The organism is Salinivibrio sp. SS3 (genome assembly GCF_001722105.1).
GTDB classification, from domain to species: Bacteria; Pseudomonadota; Gammaproteobacteria; order Enterobacterales; family Vibrionaceae; genus Salinivibrio; species Salinivibrio kushneri.
Map to the genome: position 1 here is coordinate 1 of NZ_MEBQ01000018.1, position 15,920 is coordinate 15,920.

At 47.3% G+C, this 15,920-nt stretch carries 11 protein-coding genes; all 11 read left to right on the forward strand.

What is annotated here, in order from left to right; translation table 11 throughout:
- The first annotated feature begins 597 nt into the window (after window positions 1-597).
- The 11 genes from BGL48_RS16125 to BGL48_RS07995 all read left to right on the forward strand — a co-directional run bounded on the left by BGL48_RS16125 (window position 598) and on the right by BGL48_RS07995 (window position 15,917).
- Complete coding sequence (locus BGL48_RS16125) at window positions 598-963, forward strand: hypothetical protein (RefSeq protein ID WP_141698074.1); 366 nt, start codon at window positions 598-600, stop codon at window positions 961-963.
- A 155-nt stretch (window positions 964-1,118) separates the two neighbouring features.
- A complete protein-coding gene (locus BGL48_RS07950; protein ID WP_218089799.1) occupies window positions 1,119-2,732 on the forward strand; it encodes a polysaccharide biosynthesis/export family protein in 1,614 nt (537 codons plus the stop codon).
- Window positions 2,732-3,523, forward strand: coding sequence for an ABC transporter permease (locus BGL48_RS07955; RefSeq protein WP_069362166.1), 792 nt, complete (start codon window positions 2,732-2,734; stop codon window positions 3,521-3,523). Before BGL48_RS07950 ends, BGL48_RS07955 begins: the two co-directional genes overlap by 1 nt.
- A 14-nt stretch (window positions 3,524-3,537) precedes the next feature.
- The gene (locus BGL48_RS07960; RefSeq protein WP_218089800.1) at window positions 3,538-4,182 is read left to right on the forward strand and encodes an ABC transporter ATP-binding protein; all 645 of its coding nucleotides are present in this window, start codon (window positions 3,538-3,540) and stop codon (window positions 4,180-4,182) included.
- Entirely contained in the window at window positions 4,179-5,264 is a 1,086-nt protein-coding gene (locus BGL48_RS07965; protein ID WP_069362168.1) for a chain-length determining protein, read from the forward strand. Before BGL48_RS07960 ends, BGL48_RS07965 begins: the two co-directional genes overlap by 4 nt.
- 9 nt (window positions 5,265-5,273) lie before the next feature.
- Window positions 5,274-7,076: a hypothetical protein gene (locus BGL48_RS15985; protein ID WP_083238488.1), complete on the forward strand. Its 1,803-nt coding sequence runs from the start codon at window positions 5,274-5,276 to the stop codon at window positions 7,074-7,076.
- Window positions 7,073-8,302 carry a glycosyltransferase family 4 protein gene (locus BGL48_RS07975; protein ID WP_069362169.1) on the forward strand — a complete coding sequence of 410 codons (1,230 nt, stop codon included), beginning with the start codon at window positions 7,073-7,075 and terminating at the stop codon, window positions 8,300-8,302. The genes BGL48_RS15985 and BGL48_RS07975 overlap by 4 nt, the downstream gene beginning before the upstream one ends.
- 42 nt (window positions 8,303-8,344) lie before the next feature.
- Complete coding sequence (locus BGL48_RS07980; protein WP_069362170.1) at window positions 8,345-10,045, forward strand: hypothetical protein; 1,701 nt, start codon at window positions 8,345-8,347, stop codon at window positions 10,043-10,045.
- A 69-nt stretch (window positions 10,046-10,114) separates the two neighbouring features.
- Complete coding sequence (gene wecB / locus BGL48_RS07985; RefSeq protein ID WP_069362171.1) at window positions 10,115-11,248, forward strand: non-hydrolyzing UDP-N-acetylglucosamine 2-epimerase; 1,134 nt, start codon at window positions 10,115-10,117, stop codon at window positions 11,246-11,248.
- A gap of 14 nt (window positions 11,249-11,262) precedes the next feature.
- Complete coding sequence (gene wecC / locus BGL48_RS07990) at window positions 11,263-12,597, forward strand: UDP-N-acetyl-D-mannosamine dehydrogenase (protein ID WP_069362172.1); 1,335 nt, start codon at window positions 11,263-11,265, stop codon at window positions 12,595-12,597.
- Between the two features lie 50 nt (window positions 12,598-12,647).
- Window positions 12,648-15,917, forward strand: coding sequence for a glycosyltransferase (locus BGL48_RS07995; RefSeq protein WP_141698075.1), 3,270 nt, complete (start codon window positions 12,648-12,650; stop codon window positions 15,915-15,917).
- Window positions 15,918-15,920 lie beyond the last annotated feature (3 nt).

Genomic DNA, 15,920 nt, shown 5'->3' on the forward strand with positions numbered 1-15,920 from the left:
ATTCCGTATTCCGTATTCCCCATCATCTTCCCTAGGACCTAGGACCTAGGATCCTAGGCCCTAGGATCTCCCTCCCAAATAATCAACACACCATTCTGTAACCAATTTTTCTACTTATATCACAGTAATTTCGTATCTGCCTGTTTTTCCGTTGTCTTACTTTTTTGCATCGTTTAAGTATTTTTCATGCAAAACTCATGCTTTGTCCAAAAAAACAGCAATCGACTGAGTTATGACGACAAAAGCCTTGAATCAATATTGATGATCTATTCAGTTTGCGTAGTATACCAGCCTGCAAAATTCAACATTAGCACCAACAAAGTAGACCATTACGATAAAGTTACAAGATTGTTGTGTAAATGTTGTGCGTTTAACCGTGTGAATAAGCTGATTTTTGTCTGCGCAGTGTGATCAAGCGCTAACATCAACGGGCGGTAGCGTGTCTATTTTACTTATTCCAAGTTGCATTTTTATGCATTTTAAGGGTTGTTGGGAAAAGCAGACTAACTTTTAACCTCAGTGCTTTAATCACAACACGAATACAAATGATAAAGAATATCAATACATTACAAAGTGTTGATAAGAAAGGTTTTAGCTATGAATGTTCTGTTAAAACATGTTTTACCTTGTGGGCTCTTTTTACTCGCGGGTTGCTCTTCTTACCCGGTGTCTGAGGCTAATCGCCACAGTGTTATTCCGGGTCAACCTAATCACGCTATTCAGTATATTCAAGACAAAGAGATCGACGTTGGCAGCCACACGAGTAGCGGAGAGACCTTAACGTTACCGCTTGAAGCAGGCGAGCAAACAGTGGTTGTGCAACAGCGTTATTTCTCAGCCACGGGAACGACATGCTTTGCATTACTCAGCGTCTCGTCGTCGACCCAGTCAACGCAACCTCCTCAATACAACCTCTGTGAGTATCCAAAAGGATGGGGAGTCGTTCGAGCTTTTCGCAATTAGCGCCGTCGTTAAAATCGCAATGACGTTAAGGCCTGTTAGGCCATGGCTCCGCTCCCACTTTCAGAGATTTAGCACGAATGAAAAGACTTATAATTACTCTTCTACTTACTTTATCAGTGAGTACAGTAGCGCAAAGCGCATCACGCAGTGAGTTAATGGCTGCTGCAAAGCAAGCACAAAGCACCTCTGTATCAACCAGTTCGGCTGATGATACGGTAAAAGCCAATTGGCAGTCATCCAACTATGGTCCGGTGCAAAACCAACAAACGACTCAAAAAGACGACGACATACAGCCCTTTGGGTACTCGCTGTTCCAAGGGGGATTTCGTGGTTTGCGGTCTGATGGGCTCAATCCTAACTACCGTATTTTGCCGGGCGACCAAATTACCATTAAAACTTGGGGCGCGTTTGAAATGGAGCGCACGTTACCGGTTGATGCACAAGGCAATATTTTTATCCCCTCTATTGGCCCTGTAAATGTAAAAGGCACGCCAAATAGCCGCTTGAACGCCGTTGTGTCGGGAGCGATTCGCAAAACCTACTCCGATAAAGTACGGGTTTACACCAACCTACAAGGCGTACAGCCTATTTCGGTTTTTGTGGCGGGTTTTGTTGAAAACCCAGGGCGTTATGCAGGGGTACCTAGCGACTCAGCGCTAATGTTCCTTGACCAAGCGGGTGGCATTGATGATCAGCTTGGTAGCTATCGTGAAGTCTCACTATTACGCGATGGCAAGGTAATCAGCCAATTAGATCTGTACCAGTACATGCTAAAAGGGGAGTTGGCTCACCCACAATTGCAGCAAGGCGATACATTATTAGTCACAAAGCGAAAGCCGACTGTCGTCGTAAAAGGCGACATTGGCCGCACGTTCCGTTTTGAACTGAAAGGTGCAAAGACGCTGGGTGAAGAGATCCTGGCACTAACACAGTTGGATCCCGCTGTCACTCACGTACTACAGCGCGGCACGCGCAACAAAGAATGGATTGCGCACTATCTTTCTTTGCAAGATTTTACAACGGCAGAGATTGCAGATGGCGATGAACTCGTGTTTGTTGGCGATAGTAAAGATCAACAAATTGTCGTCAAACTGGAAGGCGCGTTTACGGGGCAGTCAAATTTTGTGTTGCCTAAAAACACGACACTCGCCGAACTCTTGACCAGTGTGCCTGTTGACCCTCAAGAGACCAACTACCAACAGATTTCACTGACGCGCGTGAGTGTTGCCGAGCGTCAGAAAAAAGCCCTTGATGAAAGTCTAAGACGTCTTGAAGCTACTTACTTAGGTGCATCGTCTTCAACCGCAGAGGAATCGGCAATCCGTGTGCGAGAGGCCGAACTAATTAGTCAGTTTGTGCAAAAAGCCTCGCAAGTCGAACCCGAAGGCACCATGGTGGTGACCAACCAAGGCAAATTGACCGATATTCGTTTACAAGACGGGGATGTGATTCACTTACCAGAGCGCAGCAGCACCGTGCTGATCACCGGTGAAGTGTTTGTACCGCAATCTATCGTTTTCACACCGGGTAAAACGGCGCTTGACTACATTGAAGCGTCAGGCGGCTTTAGTCAGCATGCTAACGACGACAACATTTTAATCGTGCGTCAAAATGGTGAGGTTATCTCAGCCAAAGACGCCCCCGTTAAAGCGGGCGATCAAATTCTGGTCTTACCAAAAGCAGGCACCAAAAACTTACAGTTGGCATCGACACTGACTCAAATCCTTTATCAAGTTGCAGTATCCGCCAAAGTGATCATGGACTTGTAATGAGCTATCAACCACGGCACCCATTAAAAGTCTGTAAACACGTTTGGCATGCCCTTTTTATGCGCGAAGCTATGGCACGCATGAGCGCCGATCGGTTCGGATGGAGCTGGATTTTGCTCGAGCCCATCCTACACCTCATGGTCTTCATTGGGGTGCGGCAACTGATGGGGCGGGTGAAATATATTCAAGGAGCGGAATTTATCCCCTGGCTAATCATCGGCATTATCAGCTTTATGGTTTTTCGCGATGCCATGATGCGCACCATGGGGGCGATACGAGCGAATAGTTCGCTATTTGCCTATCGTCAAGTGCATCCGATTGATCCTGTGATCGTGCGTGCCTTTCTTGAATTCACCATTCGCAGCGTCGTTTTAACGCTAATTATTGTGTCATTGATGTTTTTCGGTGGCTATCGCGGCCCCGATGAACCACTGGTCGTGATAGCCATGTGGGTATTGGCGTGGTGGCTAGGACTGAGCTTTGGCCTAGTGCTGTCGGTGGTGGCCACCATTACCGAAGAAATTGAAAAAATCGTAAAGTTGCTAATGTATTCGCTATATATGTTGTCTGGCGCCATTTTTCCTCTCAAAGCTTTTCCATATTCAATACGTGATGTACTGATGTATAACCCGCTGGTACATGTATTGGAATTACTGCGCCACGCGTATTTCCATGGTTATTACATGCTCAGTGGCGTCAGCTTGCTCTACCCCGTGCAATGCGCGCTGGTGGCGAGCCTATTGGGACTCATGCTGCATGTGCGGTTTAAATCAAGATTAATGTCAGCATGATAGAAGTTAAAAACATGTCCAAGCGCTACCACGGTCCGTTTGGTAGCAATTGGGTATTAAAAGATGTGAACTTTACTATTCCCCAGGGCGTGAGCGTGGGTGTGGTAGGAAAAAACGGCGCGGGTAAATCCACTTTGTTGCGATTACTTTCCGGTATGGATATGCCCGACCAAGGCACCATCGAGCGAAAGTGCAGCGTGTCATGGCCAATAGGCTTAAGTGGCGGCTTTCAACGCAATATGACCGGGCGGCAGAATGTGAAGTTTGTCGCGCGTATTCACGGTGATGAAAGCAAAATTGAACGCATTATTCAATTTGTTCAAGACTTTTCCGAAATTGGTGCCGCGTTTGATAAGCCCATTCGCACCTACTCAAGCGGGATGAGGAGTCGCTTATCCTTCGGCTTATCGCTTGCGTTTGAGTTTGATGTTTACTTGTCAGATGAAGCAACCGCGGTGGGTGATAAAAGCTTTCGTGACAAAGCCACCAAAGCTTTTAAAGACCGCATTGGGCAAGCCAGTATTATTATGGTATCGCATAGCGAAGGTATCTTAAGAGATCTTTGCCAAGCAGGGCTATGGATACATAAGGGCAAAGCAATTTGGTATGACGATCTAGAAGATGCGATACACGATTATCATAAGAGTATTAAAAAATGAAAGTAGTTTTTCGTAAGCATTTACAGTGGTTTTTGTGCCTAGGCATTATTCTTGCTGCAGGTATTTATTACGGTGTTTTAGCCACTGATCGCTATGTTTCGCAAGCCAATGTGGTTTTAAAAAGTCCTGAAATCATTCCCACAGGACTGAGCGTGTCATCACTGCTTTCGGGCACATCCGGCGCAGGTGATTTGTTGTTGTTGAAAGAGCATCTAGAATCGGTTGATATGACGACTAAGTTGCAAAAAGATCTCGATCTTCGCAACCATTACGCACAAGAAGACATTGACTTTATTGCCCGTTTATCTAACGCTGATGTACCGCTAGAGCTTTTTCATCAATACTTGCGCAAACGTATAAAGATTGAGTTTGATGACTACACCAACGTATTGCGTATTCGTGTCGAAGCGTACACCCCCGAGATGGCGCAGCAAATTGCCGAAACCTTATTGAAGGAAGGTGAAAAGCATATGAATGCGATGGGGCGTCGCCTCGCGCAAGAGCAGCTAAACTTTATTGAAAAACAAGTAAACACCATGTCGGAGCGTTTACATCAAGCACGTGAAAAGTTACTCGCTTACCAAAACCAGCACAACCTGATTTCCCCAAAAGCAACGGTCGAAGAAACCTTAAAAATCATAGCAGAGTTAAAGGGGCAACTGGCCGTCACACAATCAAAGCGGCAAGCGCTGAGTAGTTTCCAAACCGCGCGCTCCCCAGAAATGCAACGGTTAAAAAGTGAGATCAATGCGCTAGAGTCACAAGTTAAGCAAGAAAAGCGGTTGTTGACGCAAAACAAGGATAATGCCCTTAACCGTGTAACGGCGGAATACAAAACCTTAGAAATGCAAGCCAAATTTGCGCTTGAATTGTATTCGAATGCACTCACCGCACTTGAGACCACACGCGTTGAAACGGCGCGCAAACTCAAGCAAGTGTCCGTGCTGCAATACCCGAGTTTGCCAGAATATTCCACGGAGCCTCGTCGTTTTCACAACTGGGTAGTATGGAGTTTGATGAGCGTTTTCTTTTTTGCGGTTGTCCATCTTGGTCGCAGCATTATCCGTGATCACCGAGACTAATGGCCGATCATGGAGAGTGTTGATAAGGAGCAATTAAACTGGCCGCTGCCCGCTGCACCCTTTAAGCAGCGTTTGGGTCACACTAGTGTGAAGTCTCAGTACTCATTGTTTCGTCTGGCGCTAAACAACATCAAGGCGGTGCAGGACCAGGAATGGACTCATATCCATCAACAGTGGTTGGAGGGTGTCAAGCAACACCAGCTTAGCGTGCTGGGTCTTGATCATGCCTATGCAGATCAACCTAAAAGCGAGCCACGCTCTTATGTGCTAATGGTGATTACCGCACAAGACTTCAACCAAGACTCGGTCGATAAAGCGGCACAATATGCGCGACAGCATAATGCCTACGTCTGGTATGTATTGGTTGATCAGCAATTGCGTATACAGCGCCGCCTACCGAGGCATATAGTCCAAAGTTTTGCGAAAGCACGGCAAAACCACCCCCAGTTTTTGTGGCAGCAACTGGATACTGAGAATCGCCCCATTCACTGGGTAGCCAACGCGAAATGCGTACTGAGTGCTCGGGGTGAACTAATGGTTGAAAGTGCCATGTATGGTGTGCCTTTTGTTGCTTTGGCAGGAAGTGCGCAAACATTGCTTGCAACCCTGAATCATCCGGCAAGCACACACAGGTATGTGAAACATTGGTCAGCCGCGCAAATACAGCCGTTATTATTGGCGACGTGGCTGCATCCAGAAACCGAGATCTATCACCCTGAAACTGGGCAAATCATCACACCATTGGCCGCGGTTTCTTGGTTGGTGTCACAAATGAAGGGCCGACAGCGAACGCCAAGACACTTGGTTGCCTTCGATGTGAACCCTTACTGGCGTCCTTGTTTCCGGGCATTTTTTCAAGGTAGCCGGTTGCGTTTTCTGCACCATGATACGGTAACGTCTGGTATAGAACGCCATGAAACCCAGCTGATTTGGGGGAGCCGAGAGCGCCTTGATGCAGAGCGCCCGATGCTGCGTGTTGAAGATGGCTTTATTCGCTCGGTAGGGCTGGGGGCGTTATTTGCTAAACCCATATCATGGATTGTCGATAAAAAAGGCATCTACTTTGATGCCACGCAGCCCTCTGATCTCGAGCATTACCTTACGACGCACACGTTCACCGAACAGGAGCGTCGACAAGGGCACGCCCTCAAGCAGCAATTAGTGGCGCAATCGCTCACTAAATATAACACCGGTCAAACAACATGGTGTCGACCTGTGACCGACAAACCCATTTGCTTGGTGGTGGGCCAGGTGGAATCGGATGCGTCACTACAACATGGTTCGCCCCATGTGTGCACTAATATCGCGCTGCTAAAGAAGGTTCGCCAGCAACATCCCGATGCCTACATTATTTACAAGCCGCATCCGGATGTGATTGCCGGCGCGCGCAAAGCGGGTGAAAACGAAAAAAAGGCGCAACAGTGGTGTGATCAAATCGAGGCGTATGTGGGCATTGAGCACCTTTATCCGCATGTGGATGCCGTGCATGTGATGTGCTCCTTAGCGGGATTTGAAGCACTTATTCGAGACAAGCGAGTGGTTTGTCACGGCATCCCCTTTTATGCGGGGTGGGGCTTAACAGACGATCAGTGTTTGGTGGCGCGCCGTGGCGTACAACGCACGATCGATGAACTGATTTATGCGGCGTACATTTGGTATCCCTTATACATAAATCCACATTCTGGGTATTACACCACCGCTTTCGATGCCGTTAATGTATTGGCAAACCAAAAACAATCAGGTCAACGCTTTCACCATAAAATAACCGCGTTGGTCGCGAAAACGGTTCGCCAACTCGCAGGGGTGAAATGACAAAGAAAACCATTGCTATTGTAGGAACACTGGCGGAGAGTTTAGTCGGGTTTCGTGGCGAACTAATCAAAGACATGGTAGCCGCGGGCCATACTGTGTATGCCTTTGTTAGCGAAATAACCTTTACTCAACAGCTACGTATTTTAGAGCTGGGTGCCACACCCATTCGCTACTCTTTAAGCCGTTTGGGCATTAACCCGTACCAAGACATAAAAACGATTCATCAACTGTATAAACTGTTTAAGCAAAATCATATTGACGTCTCGTTTTGCTATTTCGCCAAACCGGTTATTTACGGCACCGTCGCGGCAAAATTAGCCGGTGTGCCTTTGCGTGTAACAAAAATTGAAGGGCTGGGGCGGCCCTTTACATTACCGCCAACTGGATTCAGTAAAAAGCAAAAAATCTTGCAAAAAATACAGGTGTTTCTCTATCGCTGTGCACTGCGATTTAGCCATCACCTTTTTCTGCTGAACCCAGACGACAAGTGCGATCTAATTGATAAAAACAATATTAACACCGGCCAAGTGCATTTAATCAACGGCATTGGTTTAAACCTACGTCATTACCAATTTCAACCGTCGGTCACCGCACCGGTGCGTTTTGTATTTATTGGCCGTTTACTTAACGAGAAAGGTATTTGGTACTACCTGCAAGCCGCGCAAGCGTTAAAAGAAGCAGGCTATCGTGCCGAGTGTTGGGTGGTTGGTGCGCCCGATCAAGGCCGTGATGCCGTATCGCCTGCGCTGTTAAAGCAAAAAGTCCATGACGGTGTTATTCACTATACCGGTAAAGTAGACGATGTGCGGATCCCGCTTAAAAAATCATCGGTGTTTGTTTTGCCGTCTTATTACCGAGAGGGGGTACCTAGAAGCACCCAAGAGGCAATGGCAATGGGGCGGGCAGTGATCACCACCTGTAGCCCAGGGTGTAAAGAAACGGTTGTGCACCATAAAAGTGGCTTATTAATTCCGCCGCACGACCCACACGCGTTATTTAATGCGATGAAAATGTATATCGACCATCCCGAATGGATTATCCAGCATGGTGCCATGAGTCACCAATTGGCGCTACACCGCTACGATGTTAAAAAAATTAATAAAAACATCATGCGTCTGATTGGCTTGCATACGGCCCCATTATCTAGCGCTACGCAGAACATGCTAAAGACCAAGCGTGTTAACGAAGCGGTCAAAGAAGCAAGCGCTGAACATATCGATGAATAAATCGTAATTTTGAACCAGTGGTTAGGTGAAATGGAGAGAAAAATGAAAGTCATTGCTAGCACCATAAAGAGTGCCCAATGGCAGGCGTGGCTCAGTCAGCAAACGAGTCCGTTTCCAATTGTGCAAAGTAGTACCAGTGATCACCCTAGCGGCGGCAAGGCGCTGATTATTGCCAACTCGTGTACATTAGCGGATATCGAACAGGACCTAGTGTCGTTTGATGAGGTGATCCTGCATGTTTGGGATGCAAAGTCGACCCTGGCCGATGCGCTGCGTAATGGCGCAGACGATAAGGCAATTGAGGAAACACTGGCAGAGTGGAGGCGCTTCACTAAAGCGCTGCTTGCATGGTTACCCAATCATCAGCACAAGGTGAACCTCATTAGCCATACCCATGCCACGTTTTATGTTGAGGCCTGGCAAGGCTGGCTAACGTCTCTTGGCATCGAATGGCCCGAAGCAATGAGTATGGCGCCGCGTACACAACAAGATGAATACGACATATTCGCGGCTTATTATATCTCGCAGCACCCTGAGTTTGCTCAACTGGAACAACTCTTATTTAGTGTTACTTTGCCGATGAGTGATAACTATCCCACTCTGCCGTTCGATATGACGAGCTTGGCCCAGCAAAGCCAACAAGCCGTCGAACAATTGCGGTATGCGAATAAACAAATGGAAAAGCGTGAACAAGATGTTTCGCAGTTGCAGTATACCCTTGAAGAGAGCAATACAAAGCAGACTAAGTTAACTGGACAACTTGAATCGTTACAAAAGCAACTTGCCGAAGCTGAAAAAGCAAATAAAGCCTCCGATCAGACATGGTCGCGGAAGCTAGAAGAGAAAGAGGCCGCGACGCTTCAATTAGAGAATGAATTGCAGCGAGTCCAAGCAAGCCTTGAGCGCGTTTATCAAGATCAGCAGCAACAAAGGAAGGCGCTACTGACCGAGGTAAAAGCACGACAGACAGTGTTAGCAGAGAAAACGGATCTAGAAAACCAACTGACGGCGTCACAAAAACAAATAAGTCAGCAGCATCGCCAACACAAAGAACAAATAGCGCGCCTCGAAAAACAGCTTGCTCAAGCGCTGCAGGATACTGAACAGCAGAAAAACAACTATGAGAAAACGATCGCAAAAGTTAACGCAGAAAAAGACGCTCAAGCCGTAGAGATGGATAATCTTGCGTGTGAGTTAAGTAAGGTGCAAGCGCGTTTGGAAAATGCATTTGACCAAGAGCAAAAGCTGCAGCAACAGGTCAAGGCGCATAACGTAAAGGTCACCAATATCACCAAACGCCATCGCTTATTGAAGCTGGATTTGGCCAAAGCGGTTGCCGAAAAGCAATCACTAGAAAAACAAATTAATCGTTATCACTCATCGCCGTTGTGGAAAGTGACGGAGCCGGTACGCAATTTACGTCATAGCCCCAAAAGAAAGCGGGCCGAGGCACTAGCTGAGCAAGCACGTCTTATTGAATTGACAGATTTATTTGATAAAGAATGGTATTTGCAACAGAACCCTGATGTTGCATCACAATCTGACTTAGACCCGATCGAACATTACTTGCGGTTTGGTGCGCAGGAGGGACGAAACCCCAGCCCTCAATTTAATACTGAATGGTATTTAAAGACGTATCCCGATGTCGCAGAAAGTGGTGTGAATCCATTGGTTCACTTTATTGAAAACGGCCAGGTAGAAGGACGTCAACCGTCGGCACAATTATTAGAGTATCAACCATGATAAGCCATGGTTAGGCTGCCAATTTGGCAAGGATGTTTAGTGTAAAAATTAATGATTAATAAATAAGGAATAAGAGTGAAAGTATTAACGGTATTTGGTACGCGGCCTGAAGCAATAAAGATGGCCCCTTTAGCCCTTGGATTAAATGATGACGAACGTTTCGATGCGAGGGTGTGTGTAACGGCTCAACACAGAGAAATGTTAGATCAAGTGTTAGACTTGTTCCAGCTAAAACCAGATTATGATTTGAACTTAATGAAGCCAGGTCAGGACCTTACCGATGTTACCAGCGGGATCCTTTCTGGATTAAAGCCGATACTTAGTGAGTTTAAGCCGGATATTGTTTTGGTGCATGGAGATACCGCTACCACCTTTTCCGCGTCGCTGGCCGCTTATTATCAACAAATCCCGGTTGGACACGTAGAAGCCGGTCTGCGTACTGGAAATATTTATTCCCCTTGGCCAGAAGAAGGGAATAGAAAGCTTACCGGAGCAATCGCTAATCTTCACTTCGCACCAACCAATAGCTCACAAGATAATTTATTAAATGAAGGTATCGCAGATAATCAAATTACAGTTACCGGCAATACTGTGATTGATGCGCTATTGCAAGTGGTGAATAAATTTGAGAAAGAGCCAGAGTTATCGGCCCAGTTAGCACAGCAGTTTGCTTTTCTCGACCCAATGAAAAAAATGATCCTGGTAACCGGGCACCGACGTGAAAGTTTCGGCGGCGGGTTTGAGCGGATTTGTCAAGCATTATCGCAAACTGCGGAAGCGCATCCAGAAGTGCAAATTGTTTATCCGGTACATTTAAATCCAAATGTACAAGAGCCAGTAAAACGCTTACTAGCGCACCACGACAATATTCACTTGATTGAGCCGCAAGAGTACTTGCCGTTTGTTTATTTGATGAATCAAGCGGATATCATCCTTACCGACTCTGGGGGCATCCAAGAAGAGGCGCCATCTCTCGGTAAGCCAGTGTTAGTCATGCGCGATACCACAGAGCGACCAGAAGCGGTTGCTGCAGGCACTGTCAAACTCGTGGGCACAGACGTTAACGTCATTACCGAACAACTGTCGCGTTTGCTAAGTAATGAAAGTGCTTACCGCGAAATGAGTCGGGCGCATAATCCATACGGCGACGGACAGGCATGTGCGCGCATTGCCGACTTTTTAAATGCTTGGAACAACCATTAATAATAAGGTTAAAAATGAACTTTGAAACAATTTCAGTAATCGGGCTAGGTTACATTGGTTTACCCACCGCCGGTGTTTTTGCTTCGCGCAAAACAAACGTTATCGGTGTGGATGTCAACCAACATGCAGTAGATACCATTAATCGCGGTGAAATTCACATTGTGGAACCAGAACTGGATGTGGTGATCCAAGGTGCAGTGAAAGCGGGTTACCTGCAAGCAACAACCTCACCAAAGCCGGCTGATGCCTTTTTAATTGCCGTTCCAACGCCATTTTTATCCGATCCTATTCATGGCTCGCACCAAGCCGATCTCAGTTATATCGAAGCCGCGAGTAAAGCAATTGCGCCGGTTTTAGAAAAAGGTAATCTGGTGGTGTTGGAGTCAACGAGCCCAGCGGGCGCGACTGAGAAAATGGCGCAGTGGCTTGCTGAGGCACGCCCTGATCTTTCGTTCCCGCAAACACACGGTGAAGCGTCAGATATCCGTATTGCCCATTGCCCAGAACGTGTACTTCCTGGCCAAGTGGTTCGTGAGTTGGTAGAAAATGACCGCGTCATTGGCGGCATGACGGCTAAGTGCTCTGAAGCGGCGGTTAACTTGTATAACATTATTGTCGAAGGTGAGTGTGTGACGACGACTGCACGCACCGCCGAAATGGCGAAATTAACTGAGAATGCCTTCCGCGATGTGAACATTGCGTTTGCCAATGAACTGTCGATCATTAGCGATAAGCTCGACATTAACGTTTGGGAATTAATTCAATTAGCGAACCGCCATCCTCGCGTGAATATTCTGCAACCCGGCGCAGGCGTAGGCGGCCACTGCATAGCCGTTGATCCTTGGTTTATTGTGGACTCGTGCCCAGAAGAGGCAAAGCTTATCGGTACCGCTCGCCACGTCAATGATGGTAAACCGGACTGGGTGCTTAGTAAAATTAAGGCACAACTTGATGAACTCCATCAGCAGCACCCAGAAAAAAGCCGCTCTGACTTTGTGGTTGCTTGCATGGGGATTGCGTTTAAGCCAGATATTGACGATCTGCGTGAAAGTCCTGCCATGGGCATTGTCCAACAGGTGGCGCAGCTTGGTTGTAAAGTGCAAGTGATTGAGCCTAACATCATTTCACTGCCTAAATCGCTACAGCTCGATAATGTTGAGCTGGTTGGCCTAGATCAAGCTGAAAAAGCTGATATCCATGCAGTGTTAGTTAAGCATCATCCGTTCATGGCTCAAGCAGAATTCTTGCTCGGGCAGCCGCGAGTGATTGATGCCGTTGGACTAACCAATGCGCTACCAACCGCCACACTGCAAGTGCAGGCAAATGCAGAGCCTGTCGCCACCGCTTAAGACAAACAGCAAACCCATTTTATCAAGGCAGACCAGCGTCTGCCTTTTTTGTGATAAAAGAGAAAAAAATGGATAACTTGATTCAGCGCGCCATTGAACTGGCGAGCCAAAAAAAAACGCCTTATTATCCGATTAAACAGCGCCTCGCTTACATGGTAAGTCACGGGCAAAGCTATGCCAGCAATGGCTACGCCATTCGAACACAGACCGTGGCAGAAACACTGAACCAAAATGAAATCGAAACATTTTGCTTTGTCCGCCCAGGCCGTCCTTGGGAATTAAACGACAGCGTTGATTGTGATTACCAAGTCACAGTAGACGGTGTACGCTATTTCCATAGCCCTTGGCTCAATGCGGCGCCAGACAATGAGCAAGCCCATCTTAAGGCCAGTGTGGAGCGTTTTGTCGAGCTTTTTCAAATTTATCGCCCTGCATCGGTATTGGCAGCTAGCGACTACCGCATTGGCTTGCCTGCATGGGTAGCCGCCATGCAACTTGGCTTGCCGTTTTACAATGAGGTGCGTGGCTTTTGGGAGCTTTCAAAAGACGCGCGCGAGCCCGGTTATGCCAGCAGTGAACTAGGCAAAAAAGAGGGTGAACGAAATACGTTTGTTGCTAAGCAAGCCGCCAAGGTTTTTACCCTTAATCAACCTATGGTCGATGAGCTGATTGCTCGCGGTGTTGCAGCGGAAAACCTCTCGATTGTGCCCAATGGCGTTAATACACTTCCTACCCTGCGCGAACCAAGTGCTGCCCTGAAAGCAGCACTCGGGATTAAAACGCATGATAAAGTCATTGGCTATGTCGGCAGTATGGGTGCTTATGAGGGGTTAGAAACCTTAATTGCCGCGTGTCAGCAACTTGTCGACCAAGGCGAAAGCATTAAGTTGCTCTTAGTCGGGGATGATCAAGCTGTAACGCCGAGTACAACGGCTGAAAAATCACACAATGAGAAGTCTTGGCTGATTCAAATGGGCCGCGTGCCGCATGACATGGTGCCAGACTATTACGCATTATTAGATGCGGTAGTGATCCCACGCAAATCGCTCACTGTGAGCCAACTCGTGCCACCGATGAAAGCGATCGAAGCCTTGGCCTACGGTAAGCGGCTGGTTGTATCAGATGTCGCCCCGCTCGCCGAATACGCAGTTAAGTATGAAAGTGTAATCAGCTTTAAATCAGGTAATATCGAAAGCTTGGTAGCTAGTCTGCAGGAGGCACTGAAGTTGCAGGCTCCCAAGCCCCGTAGCGAGCTTTTGTTCTCGGCACATACTGAGCCAATGCTAAGGGCGCTTAAAGTAAAGGAAGGGCTGCAGGGCGGAAAGAGTGAGCCCGTTGCCAACCGAGCACCCGCACAGCCGCCCAAGCCGGTATCTGCACCTAAACCTGTTCCAGCACCGCCTAAAAAGTCAGTTAAAGAAAGTACGCCTATTGTTTTGACGAGAGGGGTCACTTGGCATCGCTTTGACCTAAATGGTGATAATGTCATCCGGGTTCTTAGTAACGTCAAAATCGAAAATGGTAGTGACAAGGCGGGTGTCCTACTTGTAGAGCTATTTGATAAAGAAGATAAGAAAATCTCGCCTGATGAAGTCGGGTTGCCGAAGTCAGAGGTGTTTGGGGGGAGCTTTGTGTACCTTCAGGACACCAAAGGAAAGAAGGCACAGCTGACATTTATCGATACAGCTAAGAGCGTTGCTTATGCCAAGATTGGCTTAACCCTGTTTCAGGCTACTGAGAAAACAAAGATCAGGGTCGATCAATTAGAAGTGAAAGCCACAAAGTTTGCCGATAAAGATGTGGCAGCGCCTCAGAAAGTTAAGAAGCCGAAACATGCTTCTGATTACAAAGTGGCAATTATTGCTGATGAGTTTACAAGCAACAGCTTTTCAGGTGAGTTTCAAGCGTTGCCGGTTGAGCCTGATAACTGGATGGATGTGTTCCAGGATCATCAGCCAGACGTGTTTTTCTGCGAGTCGGCATGGGCTGGCCCTGATCCGGTCAAGCGGCCTTGGCGTGGGAAAGTCTACGCAAGCGTTAACTTTCCTAATGAAAACAGGAAGACGCTGCTGTCGATCCTTGAATACTGTAAAAAAGCAGGCATTCCTACCGTTTTCTGGAACAAGGAAGATCCCACTCACCACAACGACAGGGTTCATGATTTTGTAAAGACCGCATCGCTCTTTGACTATGTGTTCACGACTGCTGAAGAGTGTGTTGAAAGCTATAAGAATAACTACGGCGTGAAAAATGCCTTTGCGTTGCCTTTTGGCACGAACCCAAGGTTGTTTAACCCGATAGAAAATGGCAAGCGGACAGACCATGTCGTCTTTGCGGGTAGCTGGTATGAAAATCATACTGAGCGCTGCAAAGAAATGAAAAATATTTTGGATCGGTTGGTTGATGGTGGGTTTAAGCTGGATATTTACAACCGCTACCATGGCGATTCTGACCCTCTGCATATTTGGCCCGAAAAATATAATCCATACCTACTTCCTGCCAAGCCGCATCATGAAATGCCTGAGGTTTATAAGTCGAGTGTCTATGGACTAAACTTTAATACGGTGACAGCTTCATCGACCATGTTTGCCAGGCGAGTGTTTGAACTTATGTCGAGCAATACGCTGGTTGTGTCAAACTACTCCAAAGGTGTCGACCAAATGTTTGGAGACCTAGTTGTGTTTCCCGACCGCGACCCGGAGCGGCTGAAGTCTCTTACTCAGGATGAGGTCGACAGCATACGCCACACGGCCTTGCATGAGGTGCTGGAAAAGCATACTTACAAGCAGCGTTGGCGCAATATCTTGCAAGCGGTTGGGCTGCCATTCGTAGAAAACGATACGACACTGACTTTCACCTATGTCGTTAAAGAAAGGCAAGAAGCCCTATCAGCGATTTCATGGTACCAGCAGTATGGCATGCAGTTCTTAGATTCACGGTTGCTTCTAGTGGCCGATATCAGCATGGACCCTCTCGACGTCGCCAAGTTCTACCAGGAATTTAATCGCTTTGGCGTTTCGGTCACCTCGATGCTGCACGCTGAAAAATATGCAATACCTGATCGCTACCGGCCATTGGAAACCTCTCATTTTGTAGCGCTGCGCCCTGGTCAAAGTGCCGATGCCGGACAGATAAATAAAGGAGCACTGCACTTACAGTACATGACAGAACATCTCGTGGCGCTAGCAGAGCAACCTGGTCAACGGCATAAGACTGCACCAGCGACTGCCAATGCCATTGTGATGGGGAGTGCAAGCCAGTTTATAGATTGGATGCAGCGCCAAACGAATAATTCACTTTCTACCGTATACTGGGTGTGATAT